At 59.1% G+C, this 24,735-nt stretch carries 19 protein-coding genes and 1 tRNA gene; 12 read left to right on the forward strand and 8 right to left on the reverse strand.

Annotation, left to right across the window (positions count from 1 at the left end; all coding sequences use genetic code 11):
* Positions 1–182: 182 nt before the first annotated feature.
* From M9Q49_RS04895 to M9Q49_RS04905, 3 genes are read right to left on the reverse strand one after another with little or no spacing between them, the layout of a single operon-like run.
* On the reverse strand, positions 183–2,498 hold the full coding sequence (locus M9Q49_RS04895) for an alpha/beta hydrolase family protein (RefSeq protein WP_254507543.1): 2,316 nt from the start codon (positions 2,496–2,498) through the stop codon (positions 183–185).
* A gap of 26 nt (positions 2,499–2,524) precedes the next feature.
* Positions 2,525–2,989, reverse strand: coding sequence for a hypothetical protein (locus tag M9Q49_RS04900; protein WP_254507545.1), 465 nt, complete (start codon positions 2,987–2,989; stop codon positions 2,525–2,527).
* 12 nt (positions 2,990–3,001) lie between these two features.
* Positions 3,002–3,400, reverse strand: a complete 399-nt coding sequence (locus tag M9Q49_RS04905) for a hypothetical protein (protein ID WP_254507547.1) — start codon at positions 3,398–3,400, stop codon at positions 3,002–3,004.
* Positions 3,401–3,512: 112 nt separating this feature from the next.
* On the opposite strand from M9Q49_RS04905, the gene M9Q49_RS04910 reads away from it, so the two are divergent.
* Both M9Q49_RS04910 and M9Q49_RS04915 read left to right on the forward strand, forming a co-directional pair.
* Positions 3,513–4,124 (forward strand): ribonuclease domain-containing protein, encoded by a 612-nt coding sequence (locus M9Q49_RS04910; protein ID WP_254507549.1) that lies wholly within the window; start codon positions 3,513–3,515, stop codon positions 4,122–4,124.
* Entirely contained in the window at positions 4,096–4,494 is a 399-nt protein-coding gene (locus tag M9Q49_RS04915) for a barstar family protein (RefSeq protein WP_254507550.1), read from the forward strand. The genes M9Q49_RS04910 and M9Q49_RS04915 overlap by 29 nt, the downstream gene beginning before the upstream one ends.
* Positions 4,495–4,892: 398 nt before the next feature.
* Here the strand turns inward: M9Q49_RS04915 and M9Q49_RS04920 are convergent, their stop codons facing one another.
* Positions 4,893–5,786 (reverse strand): class I SAM-dependent methyltransferase, encoded by an 894-nt coding sequence (locus tag M9Q49_RS04920; RefSeq protein ID WP_254507551.1) that lies wholly within the window; start codon positions 5,784–5,786, stop codon positions 4,893–4,895.
* A gap of 184 nt (positions 5,787–5,970) precedes the next feature.
* On the opposite strand from M9Q49_RS04920, the gene guaB reads away from it, so the two are divergent.
* The 3 genes from guaB to M9Q49_RS04935 all read left to right on the forward strand — a co-directional run bounded on the left by guaB (position 5,971) and on the right by M9Q49_RS04935 (position 10,524).
* The gene (guaB, locus tag M9Q49_RS04925; protein WP_254507552.1) at positions 5,971–7,455 is read left to right on the forward strand and encodes an IMP dehydrogenase; all 1,485 of its coding nucleotides are present in this window, start codon (positions 5,971–5,973) and stop codon (positions 7,453–7,455) included.
* Positions 7,385–8,977 (forward strand): hypothetical protein, encoded by a 1,593-nt coding sequence (locus tag M9Q49_RS04930; RefSeq protein ID WP_254507553.1) that lies wholly within the window; start codon positions 7,385–7,387, stop codon positions 8,975–8,977. Before guaB ends, M9Q49_RS04930 begins: the two co-directional genes overlap by 71 nt.
* An 806-nt stretch (positions 8,978–9,783) precedes the next feature.
* The gene (locus tag M9Q49_RS04935; protein WP_254507554.1) at positions 9,784–10,524 is read left to right on the forward strand and encodes an immunity 17 family protein; all 741 of its coding nucleotides are present in this window, start codon (positions 9,784–9,786) and stop codon (positions 10,522–10,524) included.
* On the opposite strand, the gene M9Q49_RS04940 is transcribed toward M9Q49_RS04935, so the two are convergent.
* Complete coding sequence (locus tag M9Q49_RS04940) at positions 10,511–11,296, reverse strand: SDR family NAD(P)-dependent oxidoreductase (RefSeq protein ID WP_254507556.1); 786 nt, start codon at positions 11,294–11,296, stop codon at positions 10,511–10,513. The genes M9Q49_RS04935 and M9Q49_RS04940 overlap by 14 nt on opposite strands.
* Before the next feature lie 232 nt (positions 11,297–11,528).
* Between M9Q49_RS04940 and M9Q49_RS04945 the strand changes: the two genes are divergently transcribed.
* Positions 11,529–11,601, forward strand: a tRNA-Lys gene (locus M9Q49_RS04945).
* Between the two features lie 109 nt (positions 11,602–11,710).
* Positions 11,711–11,902, forward strand: a complete 192-nt coding sequence (locus tag M9Q49_RS04950; protein ID WP_254507557.1) for a hypothetical protein — start codon at positions 11,711–11,713, stop codon at positions 11,900–11,902.
* A gap of 278 nt (positions 11,903–12,180) precedes the next feature.
* Here the strand turns inward: M9Q49_RS04950 and M9Q49_RS04955 are convergent, their stop codons facing one another.
* Both M9Q49_RS04955 and M9Q49_RS04960 read right to left on the reverse strand, forming a co-directional pair.
* Positions 12,181–13,806 (reverse strand): CotH kinase family protein, encoded by a 1,626-nt coding sequence (locus M9Q49_RS04955; protein ID WP_254507558.1) that lies wholly within the window; start codon positions 13,804–13,806, stop codon positions 12,181–12,183.
* Between the two features lie 32 nt (positions 13,807–13,838).
* On the reverse strand, positions 13,839–15,269 hold the full coding sequence (locus M9Q49_RS04960) for a DUF1570 domain-containing protein (RefSeq protein WP_254507559.1): 1,431 nt from the start codon (positions 15,267–15,269) through the stop codon (positions 13,839–13,841).
* Between the two features lie 306 nt (positions 15,270–15,575).
* On the opposite strand from M9Q49_RS04960, the gene M9Q49_RS04965 reads away from it, so the two are divergent.
* The 3 genes from M9Q49_RS04965 (at position 15,576) to M9Q49_RS04975 (ending at position 20,840) form a co-directional block, all read left to right on the forward strand.
* A complete protein-coding gene (locus tag M9Q49_RS04965) occupies positions 15,576–19,340 on the forward strand; it encodes a secretin N-terminal domain-containing protein (protein ID WP_254507560.1) in 3,765 nt (1,254 codons plus the stop codon).
* A 139-nt stretch (positions 19,341–19,479) separates the two neighbouring features.
* Positions 19,480–20,442, forward strand: coding sequence for a DUF1559 family PulG-like putative transporter (locus M9Q49_RS04970; RefSeq protein ID WP_254507562.1), 963 nt, complete (start codon positions 19,480–19,482; stop codon positions 20,440–20,442).
* A gap of 5 nt (positions 20,443–20,447) precedes the next feature.
* The gene (locus M9Q49_RS04975) at positions 20,448–20,840 is read left to right on the forward strand and encodes a hypothetical protein (RefSeq protein ID WP_254507563.1); all 393 of its coding nucleotides are present in this window, start codon (positions 20,448–20,450) and stop codon (positions 20,838–20,840) included.
* A 151-nt stretch (positions 20,841–20,991) separates the two neighbouring features.
* Here M9Q49_RS04975 and M9Q49_RS04980 read toward each other — a convergent pair whose 3' ends face one another.
* A complete protein-coding gene (locus M9Q49_RS04980) occupies positions 20,992–22,902 on the reverse strand; it encodes an ABC-F family ATP-binding cassette domain-containing protein (protein ID WP_254507564.1) in 1,911 nt (636 codons plus the stop codon).
* Positions 22,903–23,006: 104 nt separating this feature from the next.
* On the opposite strand from M9Q49_RS04980, the gene miaE reads away from it, so the two are divergent.
* A complete protein-coding gene (gene miaE / locus M9Q49_RS04985; protein WP_254507566.1) occupies positions 23,007–23,582 on the forward strand; it encodes a tRNA-(ms[2]io[6]A)-hydroxylase in 576 nt (191 codons plus the stop codon).
* A gap of 9 nt (positions 23,583–23,591) precedes the next feature.
* A complete protein-coding gene (locus M9Q49_RS04990; protein ID WP_254507568.1) occupies positions 23,592–24,734 on the forward strand; it encodes a zinc ribbon domain-containing protein in 1,143 nt (380 codons plus the stop codon).
* Position 24,735 lies beyond the last annotated feature (1 nt).

Consider the following 24,735-nt stretch of genomic DNA (forward strand, 5'->3'; position numbering starts at 1 on the left):
ACCGGTGCGAGCACCGAAAACAACTTTTCGCCAGATCCGCGCCGCCCAAGTGAACCCTCGTACGAACTGCCAAATGCTCCAGCAGCACAGCCAAAACGCGAACTGAAAGGCCGAGACGAAAAACCAAACGATTGGCGTGATGAGGAATTCGCCGATGAGACTTAAAAGCAGTTCCATCACAGTTACTTCGCCGGCCAGTTCAAATGCTTGTGCAGGAAAGCAAATGTCCCTTTGCCGTTGATCGTGTGCGGGCCGTCGAAGATTTCCATTTCGCAGCGGTCGCCGATTTTCAGGCGATGGCTGTAGTTGTAAAAGACCTTGGCGTATTCGTGGGCGACCCATTCGTCGGTTGACACGCCGTCGGTGTGACCGCGTTCGACCATGAAGGGGCGCGGGCAGATCAGCGCGGCCATCTCGCTGTAGTTGAACGTGCTGCCGAGGTCGAACTCGAAAATTTCGTACTCTCCGGTCCAGATGTAGCTGAACGGCAGCTTCGTCGAGGCGTTCTTCGCCACCCATTCGTTGAAATCCGCCGAGCAGATCGACAGGCAGTAATCGGGCACCAGAGGTGGGATGCGCATCGCACTCTTGCCGCCGTACGACAGGCCATAAAAAGCGATGCGATCCTTGTCGACCATCGGCAGCGTCTTTAGCCAGTTACAAATCTGTTGATGCTGCGGCACCATCACCGAGAACAGCGTCTTGCCGAGGGGATTGAGTTTTCGTTGTAGCGTGCGGAACTTGTCCTTGCCGATGTAGATGTTCTGCGGCGCGAAGATGATGAAACCTTGCTCGCACAACTTCGCCGCGAAGTCGTGATAGGCGTAGTGATCGCCTTGAAACGTATCGGTCGGTCGACCTTCGAGGCCATGCTGACAAACGACCACGGGCCGTTTCTCGCCCGGCTTTAGATCCTTCGGCACGAGCAGCACGCCGTAGGCGAAGACGTCGGGAAAAACGTCGAGCAGCACTTCGTAGCCGGTCCATTTCTCTTGGTCGTAGGTTTTTCGTGAACGCGGATCGGCGCGAAGCAGTTTGTGATCGAACCGGCCGATGGCCTCGGTGGCGAATTGCTCGCGAACTGTTTCGACGTTGACTTTGTACTCGTCGATATTCTTTGAGGCATATAGCGGCTTCATGAACTCACTGCGAACTTGCGGCGAACTCTGCAGCAACGTTTGCGTGTCGTCGATCAGTTGCTTCACCAACCGCGCCTGACGTGCGGCAGCATCGGGCAACTGCGCCGTTCGCTCCGGCTTGACTTCCGCCGTGTTCAACCCCGCGTCGTTGCCGATGAGTTTCACGAGAAATCCCATTCGGATCTTTTCGTCACAGAAAGGTTTGGCCGTTTCGCTGTTAAAGCCCAGTTTTCGTGCGGCAAAGCCCTTCGGCTCGAGCGGCACTTTGGCGGCGATCTCTTCCAAGCGATTCCATTCGTCATCGATCGCTGCTGACGACGGATATTGGTAGTCGGCAGGCCCGCCCCCTTCGCTGGGCAACTTGATGCTGGGCCCAGCAGCGCCATCGACCACCAGCGACCGCGGCAGGATCAGACTCGCCACTTCCGCATCGCCGAAAGTGACGACCAAGCCCTGCACATTGCGATCGAGTGGTTCCTGCCAAAGATTCTCACGCGGGCCGAAGTAGCCGCTGACGCAGGCGGCGTCGATGCGTTGATCGAGGGCGGCTGCGTAGAGCGCGATCTGTCCGCCGTCGCCGTAACCGATCACGCCGATCCGCGGATTGCCGCCGCCGGCTTCGCGCGCGAACCAATCGACGCCGGCGAGAACTTGCTGCACTTCGTAGCCGAGAATGTGCCGCCCCATTTCGAAGGCAGGCCGATACACGAACTCGCGATCGGTGAGATTTGGGCCGCGATCGCCGCCACCGAAGGAACGCTTTTGCATCCGCCGGCTGATCGTAGTGGGAATCAGCACGCGACAGCCACTCTGCGCAAGAAACCGCGGATATTGCGACTCGGCGGCGATCCCTTCCGCTAGGCCAACCAGTTGCTCCGGCGTTTGCTCAGCCGAGGGAATCGCCACGACATCGGCGACAATCCGGTTGTCCCCTTTCGGCAGCAGCAACAGCCCTTCGGCTTGGACATCACGAACGACCGGCCAGCGTACGGCGAAGATTTCAAAGTCCTTTCCCTTGCCAATCAGTGCGCTGTGCAAAGTGGTGGCGATTAACTCGGGCGATTCAAATTCCACACGAGCATCGCGTACTCCCAGAATGTGTGCGAGCCTCTTTCGCTGCGGCTCGATCGATTTCACATAGGCGGCTGAACTGCTGAAATCGCGCTGCCACTCCCCTGCCCTCTTTGCCGGCGCTGCAGCGAGTTCCTTCAGCAGAAACTGATCGATCCCTGCGACCATCGTGGCCGCGATGTCGCCTTGCAGTTCAAGTGGCTTGGTTCCCTCGAGGACAGCGGGTTCGGCAGCAACAACTTCGATTGTCAGCAAACTCAAACCGACCAACAGAGCGCAACGCAACATGGCAAATCAACTCCTCGGAGAGGCGATCAGGAACGGCGCGGCGCGAGCGTTGCGCCGATGACAGGCTCTTCCTTAGGAGAGCGTGGGGTATCGGCATCGTGGAACGCTCGCCAACTCAGCGCGACGATTGCGAGCAAGTAGAGCGGGATCGTCACGAGCAAGCCGATCAATACGCAAACGAGCGACGATGCGCCACCCTCGGCGATGTGCCAGGTTTGAATCTTCGTATCGCTAATCGAAATCACCGCGAAGCTGCGGATGATGGAATCGGTGGCACTTGCGAAGCCATAGAGCAACGGGAGCGGCACGACAGCGAGCAGCACCGCTGTGAGATAGGTTGTTTTGAATCTGGCGATCGCAATTGCGGCGAGTGTCAGAGCCAGTGCAAAGACAAAGAGCAGCAACACGACAGTGCGCAGCCCTAACGACCCAATGACAAATTGAGAAAGGTGAAGTGTCGCTGGTAGGTCAGCGTGTTCGTGCATCTCCATCGTCACTCTCCTTTAACTCTTCGTTTGGTTGCGAAACCCCAGTACCATCAGCAGCACGAGCGACAGGATTAGTACCGGGCAAAAGCAACTCGTGGCCTGCATGGCCGACGTCAGAGCATACGACAAGGACTCTGACGAAACCTGCTCGCCAGCTGCCAAGCCCATTTGGTGGAGATAGTGAATCGTGCCCGCCAAAAAACAGACGAGGCCGACCACGAGCGGCAGCGGCATGATGAATACGATCGCCGTGGGCACGGCGGGACCACGGCCTCGCCGAAAGAGCGTGACAATCAACACCAGGGCCAGCAGCATCGCCCCGAAGAGAACGAGCAGAGTCGGTACACCGGTGCTGTCGAGATACCATCGCAAGTACGACTTGGCGACGATCGGCATTTCATCGTGATCGTGCATGGCTGCGTCGGTACGAGAGTGAGAGGCGACAACAACGCGTTGTAGGTTGCAAGCAAGTAGCGGGTCAAGTAGCGTGCACATTGCAAACCGCTCGATCCTTACCGAAGCCATTATGAAATCCAGCAACTCGCGTCCCCCGTTCAACCAACCGCCAACGGTCATGCCGCGGTTGATTCGCCTGGTAATCGGCTTGGTGATCATGTTGGTGGGGATGTACCTCGCCTGGCAGAAGGCGCAGAACCAGCCGCCGCAGCAACCCGACGATTCGGTGCCGGTGGTGATTGCGCCGGAAGTGAAGTTGCCGCCAGACGAGTGGCAGAATGAGCCGTCAACTTCGCCCGTGAAAGAGAAGACCGCGCCGGAGGAACGCCCGCCGAGCGTGCGCGCGGAGACAGAGCGGGCTGTTAAATCGCAGATAAAAAACGCCAAGATTCGGAATCAGGACGGCCGTGTTGTTTTCGAAGGCACCATCGACCTGCGCGACACGCTCGCGCGCATCGAGCGGGGCCAGCGCGGCAGCCATGCCAACGACGGCACGGTTTTTCAAAACCGCGAGAAGCGACTGCCGCAGAAGCCGAGCGGCTACTATCACGAATGGGTTCACCCCACGCCCAATCAGCGCGGCCCCGGTCCGCAGCGAGTCGTGACCGGCGAGAACGGCGAGATCTATTACACGCCCGATCACTACAAGACGTTTGAACGGCTGGACCAAAAGCAGAAGTGAGAAGGCTGAAGGCAAAATGAAGACGGAAGATGGATTTGTGGGCGTTGCTGATCCACATGTTGCAGCGGTTGAAGCGCGCGGTAGTGGCAAGCTGGTGGTGTGGATTCCTCGCAGCGTACGCAGCAAGGAAAAGTTGTTGGCCGTGTTATCGCAGGGCTTGCGTTTTCCCAGGTACTTCGGTGGGAACTGGGATGCGCTGGAAGAGTGTTTGCGAGATCTCTCGTGGCTGCCGGAGAAAGCGTCGATTGCGATTGTGCATGAACAACTGCCGTTTGGCGATGGCGAGAACCGGCGGACTTACTTCGAGATTCTGCAGGCGGCCGGTCAGCGTAAAGACGGGAGGATGCTGCAAGTGATCGTTCCTGAGTAAGGTGCGCCGAGAACGCATTCGTCAGTGCCGATGTGCGTTATCTGGCCTACAGAAACTGCTTATTGCCAAACCAGCGATTACGGCGAATGATTGAGCTTCATTCGCTCCCCTCACCTGCCGGTCGCTGGAGCCCACCGTGATTGTTATCGCTCAGTCGGAGCTGTCCGACTTCGTTTTCTTCTTGCGCATGAAGTGCAAGGTTCAGCAGCTACTTCAGTTTGCGCCACCGAACGCGACAGGCGAGGTTTTTCGCGCTCAGTCTGGTGAGCATCTGATTTTCGGTTGCCAGACCGAGTCGGGCGAAATCCAGATTTCGTCGGACGAGTTTTTTGAGGCCCAGGTGTCAAGCTTGTGGCGAGCATTTCGCGAAGGCTGATCGGCGTGGACCTCGATCTGGCTCAAACCTTCGCAGCCACTGCGTACATATTGTCGCTCGTCGGATTGTGATCGAGCCAGTTCATGCGCGCGACTTTCAAGCCAGCCGTTTCGAGCGTTAGCCGCAGCGTTTTCGGCGTGAAGTAGTTCACATGGTCGGGCCAGCGAAAGCCGCACCAGCGATGGCCTCGCAAATAGCGACTCGCGCAATCGAAATTCGGCACCTTGATGACGATTCGGCCGTGCGGACGAAGCGCCTCGCGGCAGTGGCGGAGCGTGGGAAGTGGGTTTGCTTCATGCTCGAGATAGGAACTGAGAATGATGGCGTCGATCGATTGTGCCCCGAGATTCTCGAGCCCGTGCAGCGCGTTGTCGAAGTAGCAGGTCCCGCCAAAAGGCCGCAATGCTTGGGTTGTCGTGGTCGCCAGCTTCTTGGAGATCTCAATGCCGACGGGAGTGCAGCGGCTGGCCACTTGGGGCGGCAGCAACTGCATCACGTTCACCAGATTCACACCGTCGCCACAACCTAGTTCCAGTAGGGTCAGCTGTTGCGAGGGCGAAGCCTGCAACGCATTGGCCGTGAGGGCACCAACCTTGTCTCGTGAGAGATATCGTGTGCGAAAACGCTTCCAACGGCTTCGCAGAGCGTAAGAGATTGGTTCGACTTGCGACCGGCGTTCCGATTCCAGCCGTTTGGTGACTTCCCAGGCAAAGTTCTCTTCTAACTGCTCGTACTCGGGTGGATTCTCGAGATAAACCAGCCCAGTTTCGAGGCACTTGCGGAGCACCCAAGGTGCTGGAGCATAGTTCAACTGAATGGTCTTGGTCGACCGTTCCAGGATGGGACTGACCCGACGCGTCAGTGCCAGTGAATTTAGGAAAGCGGTGTCTTGGAGGCAAGGAATGGCGATTGACATCGATTTACTTCCTGGAAGGGCCACGCTACTCGGGTGGGTTATCTATCGAGATTTTCCTGTGATTTGTGCAGCAATTCGCTCATCGAACGAGTGTCAGCTGGGCATGACAGCAGAGGGGTACTCCCGTGGAATAGCCCGCTGCGGCATAATACGGGGCTAACCATTTCTTGTTGGGAGAGCATCGATGGAAGACCGCATCGGCAGGCAGGGGATTACTTTCGACGACGTGTTGCTCGAACCGCGCTACAGCGACGCCGTGCCAGCTGATGTCAATGTTTCCACGATGCTCACGCGGCGGATTGCGCTGAACATTCCCCTCCTCAGCTCCCCCATGGATACGGTGACCGAGCACCAGATGGCCATCGCTCTGGCGAAAGAGGGTGGTCTGGGCATTATCCACAAGAACCTTTCGATCGAGCAGCAATCGGAAGAGGTCGTAAAGGTCAAGCGCTCGGCCAACGGCATCATTCTCGATCCGGTCACGCTCCGGCCCGATCAGCCGGTGAGCGAAGCCCAGGCCTTGATGAAGCAGAAGAACGTCAGCGGCTTTCCTATTACCAATGAAAACGGCAAGCTGGTCGGCATTTTGACCCGCCGCGACCTGCGGTTTCTCGAGAACAGCAGCCAGCCAATCAGTGAGGTAATGACTGCTGCCAATCTGGTGACAGCAAAGGGAAATGTAACGCTTGAGGAAGCTGAGCAGATTTTGACGGCAAAAAAGGTCGAGAAGCTGCTGCTGGTTGACGATACATATTGCCTAACCGGAATGATCACCATCCGCGACATCGACATGATGAAGCGGTTTCCCAATGCTTGCAAAGACAAGCTAGGGCGACTGCGAGTCGGCGCCGCGGTGGGAGTTTTCGATTACGACCGCGCTCAAACCCTCATCACTGCGGGTGTGGACGTGCTGGTGGTCGACAGCGCTCACGGGCATAGCCTGAACGTGATCGAGTCGGTGAAAGAAATCAAGAAGCGTTGGGATATTGATGTCGTCGCGGGGAATGTGGCCACCCGCGAAGGCTGCCGCGACTTGATCGCGGCCGGTGCAGACGCCGTGAAGGTGGGCATCGGTCCGGGATCGATTTGCACGACGCGAGTGATTAGCGGAGTGGGCGTTCCGCAGATCACGGCCATCATGGAAGCTGCCCAAGTTGCGAAGAGCAGCGGCACACCGATCATCGCTGATGGTGGTGTCCGTTTCTCGGGCGACATAACGAAAGCAATCGCTGCCGGCGCTCATGTTTGCATGATCGGCGGGTTGTTTGCGGGCCTGGCCGAAAGTCCGGGCAAAACCATCCTGTACCAGGGTCGAACCTTCAAAGCCTATCGAGGCATGGGTTCGATGGGTGCGATGGTGAAAGGTTCGAGCGAGCGATATCGCCAGACCGGATCCAATGGGGGGACCGGCAAGCTGGTGCCCGAAGGGGTTGAGGGACGCGTCCCGTTTAAGGGCGCACTCAGCGACTTCGTGTATCAACTCGTCGGAGGCTTGCGGGCCGGCATGGGATATTGCGGAACGAAAACGATTGAAGAACTGCGAACGGAAGCTCGGTTCATCCAGGTCTCGGCCGCTAGCGTACGAGAAAGCCATCCCCATGACATTGCCATCACGCAGGAAGCACCCAACTACAGCCCTGATTACTCGTCCGGCAAAGAAACGGATTAGTTTTCTGCTCGGCTGTGCACTTGTCGCCGGAAATGTTCTTTCCGGCCCGCTCTCCTTCTTATCGGCTCAAGAGTTCGAATCGCCGCCGCCGGTCAGCAATCTGCCGCGACCTGTTCAACTAGGCGGCGCTGCCGAGCAACCACTTCGCTGGAAAGCGAAGCCCATCGCTGTCGCCAATAACAACGGCGAAATCCAACAAGCCACCGGCATCTCGCCCATCGGTGGTTCCGCCATCGGCAGCGGAGTCGTTCACGCCAGCAGCACGGAAGAAGTGAGTCCAGCAAAAACTACTTCGGCCAGCGGCTGGAACAAGATGCGGATCGATACCTACGTCACTCCGGCGCAGGCCACGCAAGCCCTGCAACCGCCGAAGCCCGATCCGTTTCAGGATCCCTTCAACGATCGTCGCGCCACGCAAGCCGCTGCCAATCTCCAGTTGCAACCGCCGGGCGTGAATCAGCCGAACACCAATCAGCCGGGCTTCAACCCTGCTGCTCCCTCGTTCAATCCTGCGGTGCCGCCGGCTCCCGCGCCGAACTTTCAGCCGTTCCAACCGGCCCCCGGTCCGGCTCCGATGCCGATTCCAAATCCCGCGCCGCCGGCGAACACGCAACCGTTCGAAGCCGAGCCGTTTCCACAAACGCAGCCGCGCACGCCGATGTCGAATCCAATGCCCATGCCGCCGCCGAAGGAGCAAGATCCGACGCCGCGCAGCAACTCCGATCGCCCCGGGGACAACGGCCGCCGCAGCGGTGATGTTCCTTGTGCCGAACGGACCTACGGAACGCTCGGTCTCAACTGCTGCGACTCCGACGACAAGTGCCGGGCATTCATCGAACGCCTGATGACTGACAAGCTCAACACCATTTCGCTCGACATCTCGCCCCGTCTTGAACCCGAAGAAGACGAAGCCGAGAACAAGACTCGTCGAGCCGACATGACACGTCTCTCCGGCCTGCGTGATTGGCATCGCCGCGGCGTGAAGTTTGCCGATCGCACCACCGACAACCGCATCGCTCGTGGTCGCCTGTCGAACCTGCAGAACGGCCGCGCCATCATCACCGAAGAAAACGGCAACAGCCGGCAGATTGCTCTCAATCAATTGAGCGAGGACGATCTCTGCTTCATCTCGGGTTGGTGGAATCTGCCGCCCGAGTGCGCCATCGCTGGTCATCGCGAAGTCGACATCGACAACCGTAACTGGATGCCGTCGACCGTCGCCTGGCATGCCTCGGCTTTGTGCCACAAGCCCTTGTACTTCGAACAAGTTCAGCACGAACGCTACGGCCACTCGGCTGGTCCGTTCCGCCAACCGTGGATCGATGGTGCCCACTTCTTCGGCAGTGCAGTCCTGCTGCCTTACAAGATGGCCCTCGATGCACCTTGGGAATGCGAATACGCCCTGGGTTACTATCGCCCCGGCAGCTGTGCTCCTTACCAAATCCCACCCTTCCCGTTCAGCCCGCGTGCCGCCATGGCCCAGGCCGGATTTGTGGTCGGTGGCATCTATGTGATCCCGTAAGCATGATCGCGTAACACTGCTCGCATGAGCCAGTCGGCGTTCGGCCTGCAGCGAGCCTGACTTTATCTTTCCGACGGAGTCCGCCACCTGGCGGTACTCCCACCGCATTTGAAGCCTCCCACTAGCGAAACATCACGAGTCTCGCGGGAGCGATTGGCGTCCAGACGGCGAGTACTTCAATGTACTTGCCGTTTGGCGTTTCTTGACCGCGAAGCCGAGCTACTCTTCGCAACCGTAGCAGTCTTGAGCCGGCGCGATGGAATATATAACGGGTTATCAAATTTCATGCGATTCTGGCAATGTCCTGGTAGTTAACGACTTGCGGCAAAATCGCGCTGTTATATCGGGCCCGGGCTATAACCTTTTTATAACCAGCGCCGATCCTTCGGACACAAATCGATCGCCTCCCCGGCAACGCTCCATTTGACATCCTCCGGCCACTCTCAGCGCGCACCGGTAGCGCAGCGACGACTGTCATTTTCAAAAACATCAACCGAATTGAGAAAGATCACTACTCAATTAAATGCAAATGTGGTGACAACTTAGGTCAGAGAAGTGCACAAAAAGGGTAGCCGTTCACGCTGGCGCTGATTTCGGGAGGGCGAGGCTCCCGCCGAGCCGCGCCGGTCGAAAGCAGCCGCCAACGGCCTTTGCAATTTCACCTCGGCGGCTCGGCAGGAGCCTCGCCCTCCCGTCGCTCGCCGCGACAGCGACACTGGCGTGAGGTAACATGCCCGGCTCTGAAATTTGAAGGCTCGCGGTTTCCGCGGTATCTTGGGCGAACCAGCGAGTTAGAAAAGGTTCCCATGAACGCCCAACCCAATGACGATGAAATCTTGATCGCCGCGGAACTTGCGAGCGGGCCGCCGCCAGCGAAGGTCATCCCGATTGACCAAGATCGCTGGTGGGTCATGCGGCTGGATGGGAATCGCTTCGGGCCGTTCAGTTGGAAGGAACTGACTCGCTGCGTGACTGCACACATGTTCGGGCCAGACGACCTGGTGCAAGGCGAACAGAATCCGCGGCGCAGACTGCGCGAGCTGTTTCCCAAGTTCTTCGCCGTGGCCCCGCCGCCGTCGATCGAGATCAGACCCATCGCCTCGCCGATGGAGCAACTGGCCAGCAATCCCGTCGGCGTGATGCTGCGGGGTTATGAGATGCGTCCGTATGAGAGAACCGATCCGCAAGGCAAGAACACCAGGCGGAACCTCGTCATTCTGGCAATCCTCGCCAGCGTGTGGGGCGTGGGCATGATTGGGCTGATGATCACGGCCGCGGTTGGTGGCGGCATGTTCGTTCAACACGCCGTCTTCGGCATCGTGGTTACTTCGTTCTTCTATGGGCTCGGCTATCTGACCTTTGCCGGCGCGCTGTTTGAGTGGGAGATCCTGTTCACCACGAGGCGGGCCAAGAGCTGGCGGTATTGGTTCGGCGATCGCGCAGCCCGCAAGATTTTCCTCGGCATGGGCGCACTGTTCATGCTCGCCGGTTGCGGGGCCTTCGGCATGTCTTGCTATGAAATGCTGAAGTTGACTACTCACCCATGATCGGCAGCGGGAACTGATGGGCGTAGCCGAGCGGCAGGGTCACGCCGGTGATCCAGCGGGCATCTTGGCTGGCGAGAAAGCAGATCGCGCTCGCACAATCGGCAGCCGTGCCGACGCCGAGTGGATGGCAGGCTTCGAGTTGAGCGCGGACGGCGGGCGTGAGCTTGTCGATGTGCTTGGTTGCCATCGGCGTGAAGACCAGGCCCGGCGCCACCGCGACCACGCGAATGCCGTCACCGCCAACTTCCCAGGCCAGCGACTGCGTAAAGCCGATCATGCCGGCTTTACTCGCGCTGTAGACGCTGAAACCGACGCAACCGGCCAGGCCCAGGGCAGAGGCAACGTTCACAATCACGCCGCCCGGTTTCTTCAGATGGGGCAACGCTTCTTTCGACAGCGCGATGCAGCCGTTGAGGTTGACGTCGAGCAGTTGTCGCCATTCCTCGTCGCTCGAATCGACCAACCGGGCCGAAACCTCGACGCCGGCGTTGTTCACTAGAATATCGAGCCGTCCGAACTGCTCAACGGCGGTCGCGACGATTTTTTGCACGTTTTCGCGAACCGTGATATCGAGTTCCAAAAAGACGTGCGGCGTGCCGAGGCGGTCCAACTTTTTCAGCAGCCGCTCGGGCGTGTGCCGCGCGACCAGCACCAGCGAAGCCCCTTCTTCGGCCATGCGGATGGCGGTCGCGCCGCCAATGCCACGATCGCTGCTACCAGTGATGATGGCGACCTTATCGGCGAACCTCGGCGGGGGAATGGTGTCAGACATATCGGCTGTTTGTGCGGAAGGTGGAGGCAATCCAATACTGTAACGAAAACAGCCGCCGATTGCTCCAAAAAGTCACCCTTCCCAGCCGTAAACGACGAATGGAGCCAGAAAATTGCGGCCGCGGGGCTTCCTCGGCAGTAGCGCGATTCGATGGCTATGTCCGCTGGGCAATGCGGGGCTGGCTGCCTACAATGTGGGACTCAATTGGAGAAGCAATTCACCAGTTGTGGTCGAGACCGTAGCTCAGTTGGTAGAGCACGGCACTTTTAATGCTGGGGTCGCGGGTTCGAGTCCCGCCGGTCTCATTTCAAACCCCTTAGTTAGCACAACTTGCGAGCCTTCCGAATCGGCGGTCGGCTCCGGTTGTTTGGAAGTGTTACCTGTTTTGTGACTTTCTTGGAGGTTCAACTCATCATGGCTGACACGCAAACGAGGTTACGCGCGGTGATTGTTCATGGCGATGGCACCGTCACTACCGCAGTTGGCGGAAACAGAACAGGGTATAACCTGGACGACGCTATTCAGAAGGGCGCAAGGATCATTCAGATTACACCGATTGGGACTGGCACTTCGATTATGCTTCTTGTTGAAGAGCCGAAGAGCTAATCTTTTCAGCAGTGTTACTTGGAATGTTACTTCAGTCGATCATTCCACCTGAATTGTAGCAAATGCTCCTTAGAGACTATCGCGGTGTTTTTCAATAACGGGACAACTTCGGGAAACCTTCGGAACAACTCGTTCTGACTTTTAATGCTGGGGTCGCGGGTTCGAGTCCCGCCGGTCTCATTTCAAACCCCTGTGGTTCCAACACCTGGCGAGTCTGGCGAATTTATCGCCGGCTCGCTTTTTTTGTGGCTTGCTGGGTTGGCTGCGAACCAGGTTGCTCATTCTTGAGCGGGTGGCGGAGGATTTCCGATGCGCACGAGTCGCAAGGATGCGGCGTCGAACCAGGCACGGCCACCACTGGCGCGCAACTCCAGCACGAGTTGCACGTGGCGCTGATCTTCGCGAATGGTGAACTCCTCCGTGAGCGGTTTCCAGGCATTCGTGCCGCGGAGGTGGTTCGTTCGTTCCACGCCCGAGATCCCCGCACCAGCGCCGCCACTTTCGTTGCCATCTGGACTAATTACGCGGTTGGTGCGGACCAGCGCGCGGAGTTCGTACTTGCCGGGACCAAGCAGCACGTCGCGCCGCCAGGAAGCGACGCAGGGCACTGTTTTGCCGCAAGCGATGGAATAGGTCTCTTTTCGTTCGAGCTTGGGACGCTCGAGCTTGGCATCTTCTGTCTCTAGCTGTTCGTACCAGTCGGGGAGCAACTCTTCGCTTTTTTTGTTGGCGAACGCCAGCACTTCGGGATCTGGCTCGGCAAGTTGTGCTCTCAAGTTTTCTGCCCGCGCGACCAGACGCTCTTTGTATTCCTTGACGCGCTCCACATGCTCGCTGGCGGCCTCCTTGCCGATCGCTTCTAAGGCGGGCTTCAAGCGCTTTTGAATCTCATCCACGCGGCGGATCAGGCCATCGGCGGGTGAGAACAGCGGCAACAACTTGGCGACTCGTTCGCGGTAGCGCTGTCGCCATTCGTTGTTCTGCATGACGGCTGCAGAGATCATGGGCTTGGTGTGATCGAAGAGACCCATGCCTGGATCGCCGAACATCTGATCCATGCCATGCGGAAAGAAGCAGGCCTTGCTGGTGGTGGGATCGAAGTAGACCCGATAGTTGTTCATGTTGTTGGCGTAGCCGTCCCAGTGGCAGGTCATCCGTTCGAGCGCCATGAACGTGAGAAACGCATCGATGTCGACGAGCGTCGCCAGTTTTCGCCAGCGCGCGGCAGGATCCTCCACAGCCAAAGCCTCGGTGATGGCTCGCAAATCGCTGTGATCGACCGGACCCGCCCCGGCGTCTTTTTCTAGATCGGCATCGAGATCTTGCAGAAAGCCGCCGTCGTAGAGATTGCCCGTCGGGTCGGCGAAATGCCGTTTGAGAAAGCGCTCGTCGAAACCTTCTTTCAGTACATACAAGCCGACATCGCGACCGTTGAGCCAGACGCGAGCATGCGTAACTCGCGCCGCAGGAACTCCGGCCTGGCGAAACAGCTCCGAGCAAATCAACTCGCTGAGATACGAGTCATCTTGCACGGAGTTGTTCAGATGGAATTTTACGAGCTCGTGAAATTTGCCTTGCTTGTTGAACTTCGTCATGTTCAACGTCAGTGCCGGCCGGTCATCCCAGTCGCGATAGCTGCCGGCTGCCCCTTTGAGCTTGAGAGCGACTCCCTGGTACTTCGTTTGGCCGTTCTCTTCGAGCGCAGCCTTTACATACGACCTCGGCTCGGCTTGTAGTTTGTCGAGATCCTTCTTCTCCACGGTGATTCGCAGTTGCGGGATTTCACTCTGCTGGAAGAACGTGTCGCTCGCGTCACTGACGCGCGGTGGCGCGGCTTGAGCTGTTGCGCCCGCTACCAGCGAGAGAGACAACAACCCAGCGACCAGGGCCCAGCCAGTATTCATTGGAGCACTCGGCAACGAGGAGGAACCACAGGCTACTTGCCCGAAAATTGTTTCGCCCATTGTTCCGCGGCAGCGCGGTTGGGAAAGATGCGGACGTTGCTGTCGGCGCGAGAGCGAGCGGCTTCGGGCAGCTGGTCGACCGTGTCGCGGATCCACTTTTCGGCGAGTGACGTCGAGTGGAACGTGTTCACCATGCGGATCGGGCGTTTGGCGTCGCCAGCTTGGACGGTGGCGACGTAGTGCGGCTGCTGGGCGAAAGGATCGTTGTAGTTTTGCTTTTTCAGATGCAAGACGAGGCGGTTTTCGAGCTCGGTCAGGTTTTCGCCGAATTGCATTTGGAAGGTCACGAGGTTTTCGCGCACGAGGCCTGGCTGCACGATGGGGCCGGAGGTTTCGAGCGGGCCGAGCTGGCTCATCTTTTTGACGTACTCGTTGAACTCGGCGCGTTTGTTCTTGGCCAAGTAGTGCGTCAGGGCCCAGGCCGAGGCGTAGCCGGTGCTGGTCAGGCGGGCGGCTTGCGTGGTGTGTTCGATCAGTTGGCCGTCGGGCTTTTCGGTGGCGCGACTTTTTACGTATTGCTCTAGCTCGAACATGCGTAGATCGTTGACCTGGCCGGCTCCTTTCCAGCGGAGTCGCTCGCCGGCTTGCGTCGGGGCAAAGTATTCGGCCATTCCTTCGCTGAGCCACATCGGCCACAGACTCAAGCGTTGCTGCACGCCGATGTTGTGCAGGATTTGGTGCGCTCCTTCGTGAGCAATCGTGGCCAGAGCTTGTTGTACGGCTAGATCGGGCCGGACGTCGGCCAGCCGCGATTGCTCGTACATGAAGACGCGGTTCGACAGCGTTTGATAGTAAGCCACCACGCCAGGCGGCATCCGTTGGTATTGCTGAAACTCTGCCTCAGACTTGAACATCACCACGACGAGCGGCAACTGCGGATCTTTGACGTCGATCTGCATGGCCTTACCGTGCAGGATTACGCCCGGAAGCATCGTTTCGAGGATGCGGCTCGTGGCGAGGGCGAAATCCTCGCTGGTGTCATAGATATAGAGATAGTGGTTCGTTTGCTTCGTCTTGAAGCCCGGAAACTCCTCGCGGACGAGCTGCTCGGCCAGGACCTTTTTATCGGCGGGCTCGAACTTCCGATCGGTCGGCGCAAACTCCCCTTTTTTGCGCGCCACGATCTGGCCATCGGGGAGCAAGATGAGGGCGCCGGTGCCGATGGCTACATACAGTCGGCCCACGACGGGTTGGGAGTTTTTGTCGTGGGTGGTGACGGCTTCGCCCTTGCCCTTGGTCATGGGACCGGCGGCCAGCTCGATGCCCATCGATTCGGGCGCGATGCGGACGGGGGCTGGCCAATCGGTGGCGGCACAACCGGCACAAAAGGTGCGGCCCTCCCCTGCCCCGCTGACGACCAACAGCATGACGGCAGCGACAGCTGTCCACGGGCGCGGAGTCATCAGCGGCCTCGAATCCTGCGAATTGCCGATAGTTCGAAGAGGAGTAGGTTCTGGCTGGCGGTCAGGAACCGTCTCTATCGTATCCTGCTGGCCGTGGCCCGGAAAGCATTCGGGCAAATTCGCTGGAACGGTGGCAAATTTTTAAGTACTCTGGAGAGAAGAGTTTATTGCGGCTGCGTTAACTTTTCCGCCCACCTGCTGGCAGCCGCGTCCCGCCGATCGAAACCCCGCAACCTGCTTGGGGTTAGATTAGCTAACGGATGATTCCGCGGATCGCGAAGACCCTCCATTTGCCGGATTTGCACTATGGCCCTTTCTACCCGTCTTGCCTCGTTTGCTTTGGCCAGCTGGGTCCTCAGTTGCTCGCTTCTCACGGCTGCTGCCGCCGACCCGGCGTTTGTCGGTGTCCTGGCGCTGGCCAGTGAGCCGGCCGTGGCCAAGGAACTGGGGCTGAGTGAGGACTCGCTCAAACAGCTGAACGATCTGATCGGCAAGCGCGAGGACGAGGTCGGCGCCCTGGTGCTGGAACTGCCGAAGGACCTGTCGCAGGCTGACAAGGACGCCAAGCTGGCCGATTTCGTCGCCGAGTCGGAAAAGCTGGGCCTGAAACTCCTGACCGCCGAACAGCAAACCAAGCTGCAGCAAATCCGCATCCGCCGCGTTGGCCCCGTGGCCCTGCTCGAAAAGGGCGTGGGCGAACAGTTGGTCATCACCGAGCGGCAGCGCGGTCAGCTGAATACGTATCAACAGATGTTCGAGCAGGAAAACGCCGCTGCTCCCGAAGCGGCCAAGGCGAAAGCTAAAGTCGAACTGCAAAAGAAGATGCTCGAGATCCTCACGCCGGAACAAAAGGCGAAGTGGGAAGCTCTGGAAGGTCGCGGTGGTGGTGAAGTCGCCGTGGCCGATCCCTCCGACAAGCCGATGAAAACTGCTCCGGTTACCCCAGACGGCAGTGTGCCGCCGGGTAGCTTGGTACCGGCGGGACGAAATCCGCCGAGCCGCGGCCCAGGTGGTCGCACTCCCGGAGCAGGCGGTGCTCCCACAGGCAGCACTCCCGCCGGCAACGCCGCCGCAGGCACCACCACAATCAAGCCAGCCCGCGAACCGCTGAAAGCTGTCGATCCCAATGCCCAGCTGAAGTTCCAGTTCGCCTACACGCCCTGGAAAGATGTCATTCAATGGTTCGCCGAGCAGGCCGGTTTCTCGCTCGTCACCGATAGCAACTTTCCGCCCGGAACCTTTAATTACAGCGACAACACTCGCACTTACTCGCCCGCACAGGCGCTCGACCTGCTCAACAAGGTGCTGATCACCAAGGGTTTTCGCCTCTACCGCAGCGAACGAATGTTGTTCCTGTTGTCGGCGGACGATGAATTGCCCGATACGTTCGCCACCCGCATTGCCGAAGCCGACCTCGACAAGCCGCACGGCGATTTCGAAATCGCGCAGTGCCAGTTCCAGCTCAGCAAGATCACCGCCGAAGAAGCCGAAGCCGAAATTAAGAGGCTCCTCGGCCGTGAAGGCAAAGTCATCATTCTTTCGAAGGCTCGCCAACTGGTGGTGACCGACACCGTCGGTTCGCTCAAGCAAGTTCGCAACGCGATCAAGGCCATCGAAAATCCAGACACGCCAAAGGAAGACAACCTCACGATCATCAAGCTGGAGTACGTTCGCCCCAGCGAGTTCATGAACATCGCTCGCGAGCTCGCCGGCATTCCCGGCACGCTCAACGCACTTCCCGATGGTTCGCTCCGGATTTCGCCCGACGAATTGGGCATGCGCCTGATCGTCACCGGCAAGCCGGAAAAGATCGAGCTGATCGAAAAGCTGAAATCGAAGATCGACGTCGGTTCCGCGACGACCACTGGTAACGCGGTCATCGAACAACCGCAGCTGGAAGTTTACAGCGTGAACAACGCCGACCCCGCCGCCGCATTGGCGGTGCTGCAGGCCTTGCTCGCGGGCATTCCTGATGTTCGCATTCAGCTCGATCCCAAGAGCGGCAACATCATCGCTCATTGCCGACCGGCCCAGCATGCGACGATTGTGGCTTTGCTCGAACAGATGCAAAAAGACGCAACCAAGTTCACCGTCTTCAAGTTGCACAAGAACGATCCGCAAGCGGTCGCCCTACATATCAATGAGCTTTTTGGCGCCGACAAGGGTGTGCTCAACGCTCCGAAGGTCGTTTCGGATGCCACGAACATGCAGATTGCCGTGCGGGCCAGTCCAGCGCAGCTCGCGCAGATCGAAGGCCTGCTGAAGGACATGGGCGAACTCGGAGGTGCGGGAGGCGCGATCAATCCTGCTCAGCGCGAACACGTCCGCATCATCAGCAACGGCACGGGCCGCTCGGCTCTCGCCGCGGTGGAACAGATCGAACAGATGTGGAAGGCCAGCTCACGGGCCAACAATCTGATCATTCATGCCCGCAAAAAGAGCGTGCCGGGACAGCTGCAAAATAACCTGGCTCCCGGCGCTGGTTCACCAACCGGCGCTGACAACGGACGTCTGAAGCCACTGGGTGAAAAAGAACGGCTCGAGCCGTACGAACGTCAGCTGCAAGAAGAGTTTGGTGTCGACCCGCGCGAGCTGCGTGGCGCACCGCCGCGGGCGCCGGCTGCTCCTGCGCCTCCTCCCGCAGCACAACCGCACGTCAATCCAAAGGCTCCGGCCAATCAAACCGAGCCCACTTCGATCAAGACGCGAACCGAATTCATCAGCCGACAGCTTGGTGCTAATTCGCAGGAATCCGCCGAAAAAAAAGCGGAGCCGGCCCCAGCGCCGGCTGGCTCGAAGGGAACTGAAGCGAACGCCGCCGAAGCTCCTGCTGAAGGCGAAGTCGCCGGCGCTAAGTCGATTCCTGGCGCAGATGTGATCGTTTCGCTCGGCCCGGCCGGCATCATTTTGCAATCCGATGACCTCGACGCCCTCGACGATATGGAGCGGCAGCTGCGAGCGATCATCGACGCCACGAATTCCAAGGGGCGTGAGTTCCACATTCTGTATCTGCATCACGCCAAGGCTCAGGTCGTGGCGGCGTTGCTGCAAGAGCTCCTCAGCGGCGCCTCGAGCAGCAGCGAACCGAGCGGTGGTGGCGGCGGCAGCCTGATGGGCGATCTCGCCGCAGGGATGATGGGCGACATGTTCGGCGGTTTGCTCGGCGGCATGGGTGGTGGCGGCGGCGGTGGCGCTGCAGTGTCGGCTGGCTCGGCGCAGATCACTGCCGATATTCGGTTGAATGCTCTCTACGTTCGTGCGAATGTTCGCGACTTGGAATTGATTGAAGACTTCATTGAAGTGATCGATCAGCCGGAAAACCCGGAAGGGGTCGCGATGCAGCCCAAGCCGCGGTTCATTCCCGTGAAGCACACCACGGCCGATGCCATTGCCACGGTGGTTCGCCAGGTTTACTCGGGCCGCTTGACAGCCGATGCCAACGGCGGCGCTCAGCGTCAGCCTTCGCCGCAAGAGTTCATTCAAGCTCTGCGTGGCGGTGGTCGCGGTGGCCAGCAACAGCAAAACAAAGGTGAAGAAATCAAGATGACGGTCGGCGTCGATACGCGTACCAACTCGCTGATCGTCGCGGCTCCGGATTATCTCTACAACGAGGTGAAAGCCCTCGTTGAACAACTCGACGTGTCGGAACTGGCCTCCGATCAAATCGTGCGGGTCTACTCGCTCAAGTCTTCGAACGCCGACCTGCTGACTCGCTCGGTGCAATCGCTGTATGGCGATAAAGTGACCGTCAGCAAGACTTCGACTGCGGGCACAACTTCGACGACGCGTCCCGGTGGTGCCCAAGGTGCGCGTCCTCCAGGCGGCAATCAAGGTCAGCCGCAGCAGCAACGCCCGGGTGGCCAGCAAGGTGGCCCGGTCGTTCAAGGCGCGCCGCAAATGAACATGCAGGACCTCATCAACGCGGCGCAACGTGGCGGCGGTGGAATGGGTGGTCGTGGTGGCGGCGGCACTGGCGGTTTTGGAGGTGGCGGAGCCGGTGGCTTTGGCGGCGGTGGCCGAGGCGGCGGCGGAACCGGTGGTTTCGGCGGCGGTGGTCGCGGCGGCCGTTAGTTCCTAACGGCATTCAAATATTTTCCGCTGTACACACCCCCATCCCTCACTACAATAAGCCTCGCCTGATAGGAGCCGTTCTGCTCCTTCCTGCTCAGCCACTTTCCACTCCCCCCTCTAATCCCTGGGAGACTGAAAGATGCGCCCCACAAGGCTCGCGCGCGGTTTTACGCTAGTTGAATTGCTCGTCGTGATTGCCATCATCGGTGTGTTGGTGGCGCTACTTCTTCCCGCCGTGCAGGCCGCTCGCGAAGCCGCCCGCCGCACGCAATGTTCGAACAATATGAAGCAGCAAGTCCTGGCGCTGCACAACTGCCATGACACCCATCTCTACATGCCGCAGTTCGGCTACTCCTGGCCGCGCGGCAGCACCACGCTGACTTCTTCCTCAACGTTCTGGTCGATGCTCCCCTACCTGGAACAGAAAAACCTGTATGAAAAACTGCAGGGCCTGTCGACTGTCAGTTCGTTCTTCAATAGTTCGACGTCGACCAACTCCATGGTCACCAAAGTTCCCGCCTACGTTTGTCCTTCGGACAACACCGCTAAGGGAAACGCGACCGGAACTTCGAATGCCTACAACCTGAATAGCTACAACGTCAACGGCGAGGTCTTTGTCACGGGTGAGTATCCCCGCTTGGCTGACATGACCGATGGCACCTCGAGCACGGTGATGCTCATCGAGCACATCGCCCTCTGCCGCAGTTCGGCGGGTGGCAATAGCGCGACCGATGGTCGCTCGGTGTGGCCGGCGACGAACCTGACCACCGGCGATCCGATTTCTTATTGGCCAAATGAAGCAGTCAGCACCACTCTGCCGGCTGGATATCCGTCCGGTGGTTTTGCCACGCAATATTCCACGGCCAAGATCCCCGACCCTGCTAACGGCAACGTGCAAAGCTGGCGCGTGCCGCAAGCCGCGCCAACGCTGGGCTCGGCAGGAACGTGTTCCCCGCTGAACGCGAGCTCGTTGCATCCGGGTGTGGTGATTGTGGGCCTCGGCGATGGCAGCGTGCGCGGCATTACGGGCAACATCACGCTCAAGACGTGGAACTCAGCGCTCACTCAGTCCGACGGTCAGCCCATGGGTGGCGATTGGTAAAACTCATGAAGCGGTTTCTCTTCGGTTTGTGCTTAGCGGCAATTCTTTGTACCGGCTGCCGACCGTCGGCAGTCACGCTCGGCGGCACCGTGACGGTCAACGGTCAACCGGTCGAAAAAGGCGTGATCGACTTCGCGTCGCTCGACAGCGCGCCAGTCAGTCCCTCGCTCGAAATCGTCGGCGGTCGCTACCGCGGCAAGATTTCCGTCGGCATGAAACGGGTTAGCATCTCGGCACCCGTCGTCACCGAACGTCGCCCCGAACACAACGGCCCCGGGGCTCCGATGCTGGAAGTCACCAAGGAAAGCCTGCCGGCAAAATACAACGCGTCGACGGAACTGACGCTGGAAGTCACGCCGGCGTTGCGAGAGAAGAACTATGACCTGACCGTGCCGTAAAAAGTATCCTTCCGCTCCGCGAGCCAACGATTCCGCTTTGGCTTCCTGATTCGCTGAGCATCGCGCTCGACTTGGAATCGAGCTATGAAGAAACCTGTCGTGTGCTGCGACTGGTGAAGTAGCGCGACACTTTCAGGTTGCGAACGGCGCCCTACTGATTCATCTCCAGCGCCTCTTCCCAGTGCTCATACAGCTTCGGCAGTTTTTCTTCCAGTTCGCTGAGCTCACTTTGAATCTGCTTCACCCGGCCGCCGTCGCGGAGGATGTCGGGATCGGAATACAGGCCGAGCAGCTCTTGCTGTCGCGCTTCCCGCTGATGGATTTCTGTTTCGATTTCGCCCGGTTTGCGATAGGGGAACTTCCGTTTGCGGCGGCCTTCCTTTTCCGTGCGCTGGGCAACAGCGCCGGCTGATTCTTCTTTCTTCTTCTCGGCCGCGACACCAGCGCGGGCGTCGAGGGCAAAGCCCTGCTTCACCAGGTGCTGATAGGTGTCGTAGTTCCCCTCGATTACGCGAAAGCGATCTGGCTGCACGATGAGGAGCTTCGTGGCGACCTGATTAAGAAAGTAGCGGTCGTGGCTGACGAAGATCACCGTTCCATCGAAGGCTTTCAAGGCTTGTTCGAGGGCATCGCGGGCCCACAAGTCGAGGTGGTTCGTCGGTTCGTCGAGCAGCAGCACGTTGGCATCGAGCGCCGCTAGCCGCGCGAGGGCAGTTCGGTTGCGCTCGCCGCCACTGAGGCTCGATACTTTCTGCAGCACTGTTTCGCCGATGAGGCCGAAGCGTGCGAGCAGGTCGCGGCGGGCTTGGATCATGAATTCCTTGTGATCGGGCCGCACCGCATCGGCGACTTCGGCGTTCGGATCGACACTGCTCAGGTGCTGATCGAAGTAGCCGAGCTTCACGCCGCTGCCGATCACGGATCTTCCCGCGTCAGCTGTCGTCTCGCCGACGATGCAGCGGAGCAGCGTCGTTTTGCCGGTGCCGTTCGGTCCGAGGATGCCCCATTTTTCGCCGCGGAGCACATCGAACGTCAGATTTTTGAACAGCTGCCGGTCGTACGCTTTGCTGAGGCCTTCGACGCGGAGCACGATGTCGCCCGTGCGCGACGCAGCCGGAAAGCCCATCGGCGGCGACTTAATCTCTCGCGGCGGCGGCACGCGCTCGATCCGTTCGAGCTTCTTGCGGCGATCTTCGGCCTGCGTGGCGAGCACGCCGTAGTGGTTCTTGCGGATGAAATCTTCCATCCGCGCGATTTCTTCCTGCTGCTTCTCGTAGGTCTTCCGCTGAACCTCAAGCCGCTCACTCTTCAGTCGTTTGTACTGCGTGAAATTGCCCGGATACGACTCGACGGTTCCTTGATAAAGCTCCAGCGTGCGGTTCGTCACGCGATCGAGAAAGTAGCGGTCGTGACTGACCACGAGCATGGCCTGATCGGTCGCCGTGAGATAGTTTTCGAGCCACTCGGTCGCATCAATGTCGAGATGGTTCGACGGTTCATCGAGCAACAGCAAATCGGGATCGGCCAGTAGCAGTTTGGCGAGGATCAGTCGATTTTGCTGACCGCCCGAAAGTTGCTCGACGGGCTTTTGCCAGGTCGCCTCGCCAAAGCCAAGCCCTTCCAAAATCTGCTCGATCCGCCGATCGGCTTGATACACGTCGTGGCGATGGAGTTGATGTTGAATGAAATCGAACTGCTGCTCGAGCTTCTTGCGCGCCGACGCATCCTGCTCGGTCGCCATCGCCGCGGCAATCCGTTCGGCTTCGACGGAAAGCTGCAGCAGTTCTTCGAGCCCGCTGCTCGCTTCCTGCCAAACCGTCCGCCCCGCGGCGAACTCGGGTTGCTGTTCCAAATAGCCAATGCGGGCGCGCGAATGAATTTCGACTCGCCCCGAGTGCGGCTCACTTTGCCCCGCAATGATTTGCATCAGCGTGGTCTTGCCCGCGCCATTCGGTCCCACGAGCGCAGCCCGTTCGCCAGGCCGTAAATCAAACGTCACGCCGTCGAGCACGGGTTCAGGGCCATAGTGCTTCACGATGTCTTGTACGGAGAGCAGAATCATGCGGACAAAATCAAATTGCTGTGCCAGGAATTCTCATCATTAGCAAGCAATTGTATCATTCAACCTTCGACTTCGGACAACAGAACCACAATCCAATCTCCATCGTGTTGAATCTTCAATCCACCACTCCCGACCGCTGGCTGCATCAGGTCGAAGCCAATCTCGAGGAGTTGCTGATCGACCACGCTCATTGCGAGCGGAAAGCGGCCGCCTGCGCGCTGAGCCTCATCGGCTACTACGTAGAAGATGTCGAACTGGCCGCCGAGATGACGGAGATCGTGCGCGAGGAGCTCGAGCACTATCACCTGGTGATCAAATTGCTCGAACGCCGCGGCATGAAGTTCCGGCGGATTCACCCCAGCACTTACGGCAACAAGTTGCACGCGCTGGTCAGTCGCCAGGAACCGCAGCGGGCCGTCGATCGGTTGATCGTCGCTGGTTTGATCGAAGCTCGTTCCTGCGAACGCTTCGGCTTGCTGCGCGATCGACTTGCCGATCGCGAATTGGCCGAGTTTTATGGCAGCCTGTTTGAATCGGAAGCCCGGCACCACAGCACCTATGTGCAACTGGCCCGCCGATACACGGATGAAGTATCGCTCCGGCAACGGCTGCACGAACTGGCCGCAGCCGAAGCGGCGATCCTCGTCGATGGTGATGATTTTCCCCGCATGCACAGCTGAGCGTTCACCATGGCCGACATCCAGTGGCTCGATGCGGTTGATCACGACGCTCCCGCGCCGCGCGGCAAACCGTGCGAAGCCTGCGGCACTCCGATCGAACCGCTCGACAAATTCTGCCCCGCATGCGGCACTCCCAATCCAGACTATCAAGCGCCGGTCGCTCCCGCGGCAAAGCAGGCGTCACCGGAAGTTGTCGATGCGCAAGTCGTCGACCAATCGCATACGGAACAACCCGAGCAAAAGCACTTCCGCTGCGAAACCTGTGGCGCCGAAGTGGCAACCGATCCGGATCAGCGCAGTTACACCTGCCCGTTTTGCGATTCGACGTATGTGATCGAACTGCCGCAGCGCGACACCGGCCGGCAGCAACCCGAGTTCGTCATCGGCTTTGCGATTACGCCCGAAGATGCCCAAGCGAAGTTCAAAGCTTGGCTCGCCGATAACGGTTGGTATCGGCCCGGCGATCTGAAGACTTCTGCTGTCGTCGACAAGATGAAAGGCGTGTATCTGCCGTTCTGGTCGTTCTCGATGCGGGCCGACAGCAACTGGCAAGCGAGCATCGGCGAGCATTGGTATCGGACCGAGACTTACACCACGACCGATTCCAAGGGAAACACCACCACGCATACGCGGCAGGTGCAAGAGACCGAGTGGTATCCGCTCGCCGGCCGGCATCATCATTACTACAGCGGCTATCTCGTTAGTGGCAGCAAAGGTTTGCCGCAGGATCAAGCTCTGCGCGTGCAGCCCTATCAACTGCCGGCGCTCAAGCGCTACGCCCCGTGGTTTCTGGCCGGTTGGTTTGCGGAAGAGTATTCGGTCTCGCGCGACCGGGCTCTCGAGATTTCGCAACAAGAGTTTTACAACCGCGAGCAAAGCAACGTCGCTGCGTTCCTCCCGGGCGACACGCATCGCAGCTTGAGCGTGAGCACCAACTTCAGCCAGGTGAATTCCGATCTCTGTCTGCTGCCGATGTACATTGCCAGCTATAAGTATCAGGACAAGCTCTACCGCTTTCTGCTGAATGGCCAGACGGGACGCATGGCCGGAGATAAGCCGGTGTCGTGGCAGCGAATTGCGATCCTGGTCGGTGTAATTGTCGCGGTGTTGCTTGTTCTCTTCCTGATCATCGCGGCAATGAACGCGCGGTAAC

Source organism: Anatilimnocola floriformis, from assembly GCF_024256385.1.
Lineage (GTDB): Bacteria > Planctomycetota > Planctomycetia > Pirellulales > Pirellulaceae > Anatilimnocola > Anatilimnocola floriformis.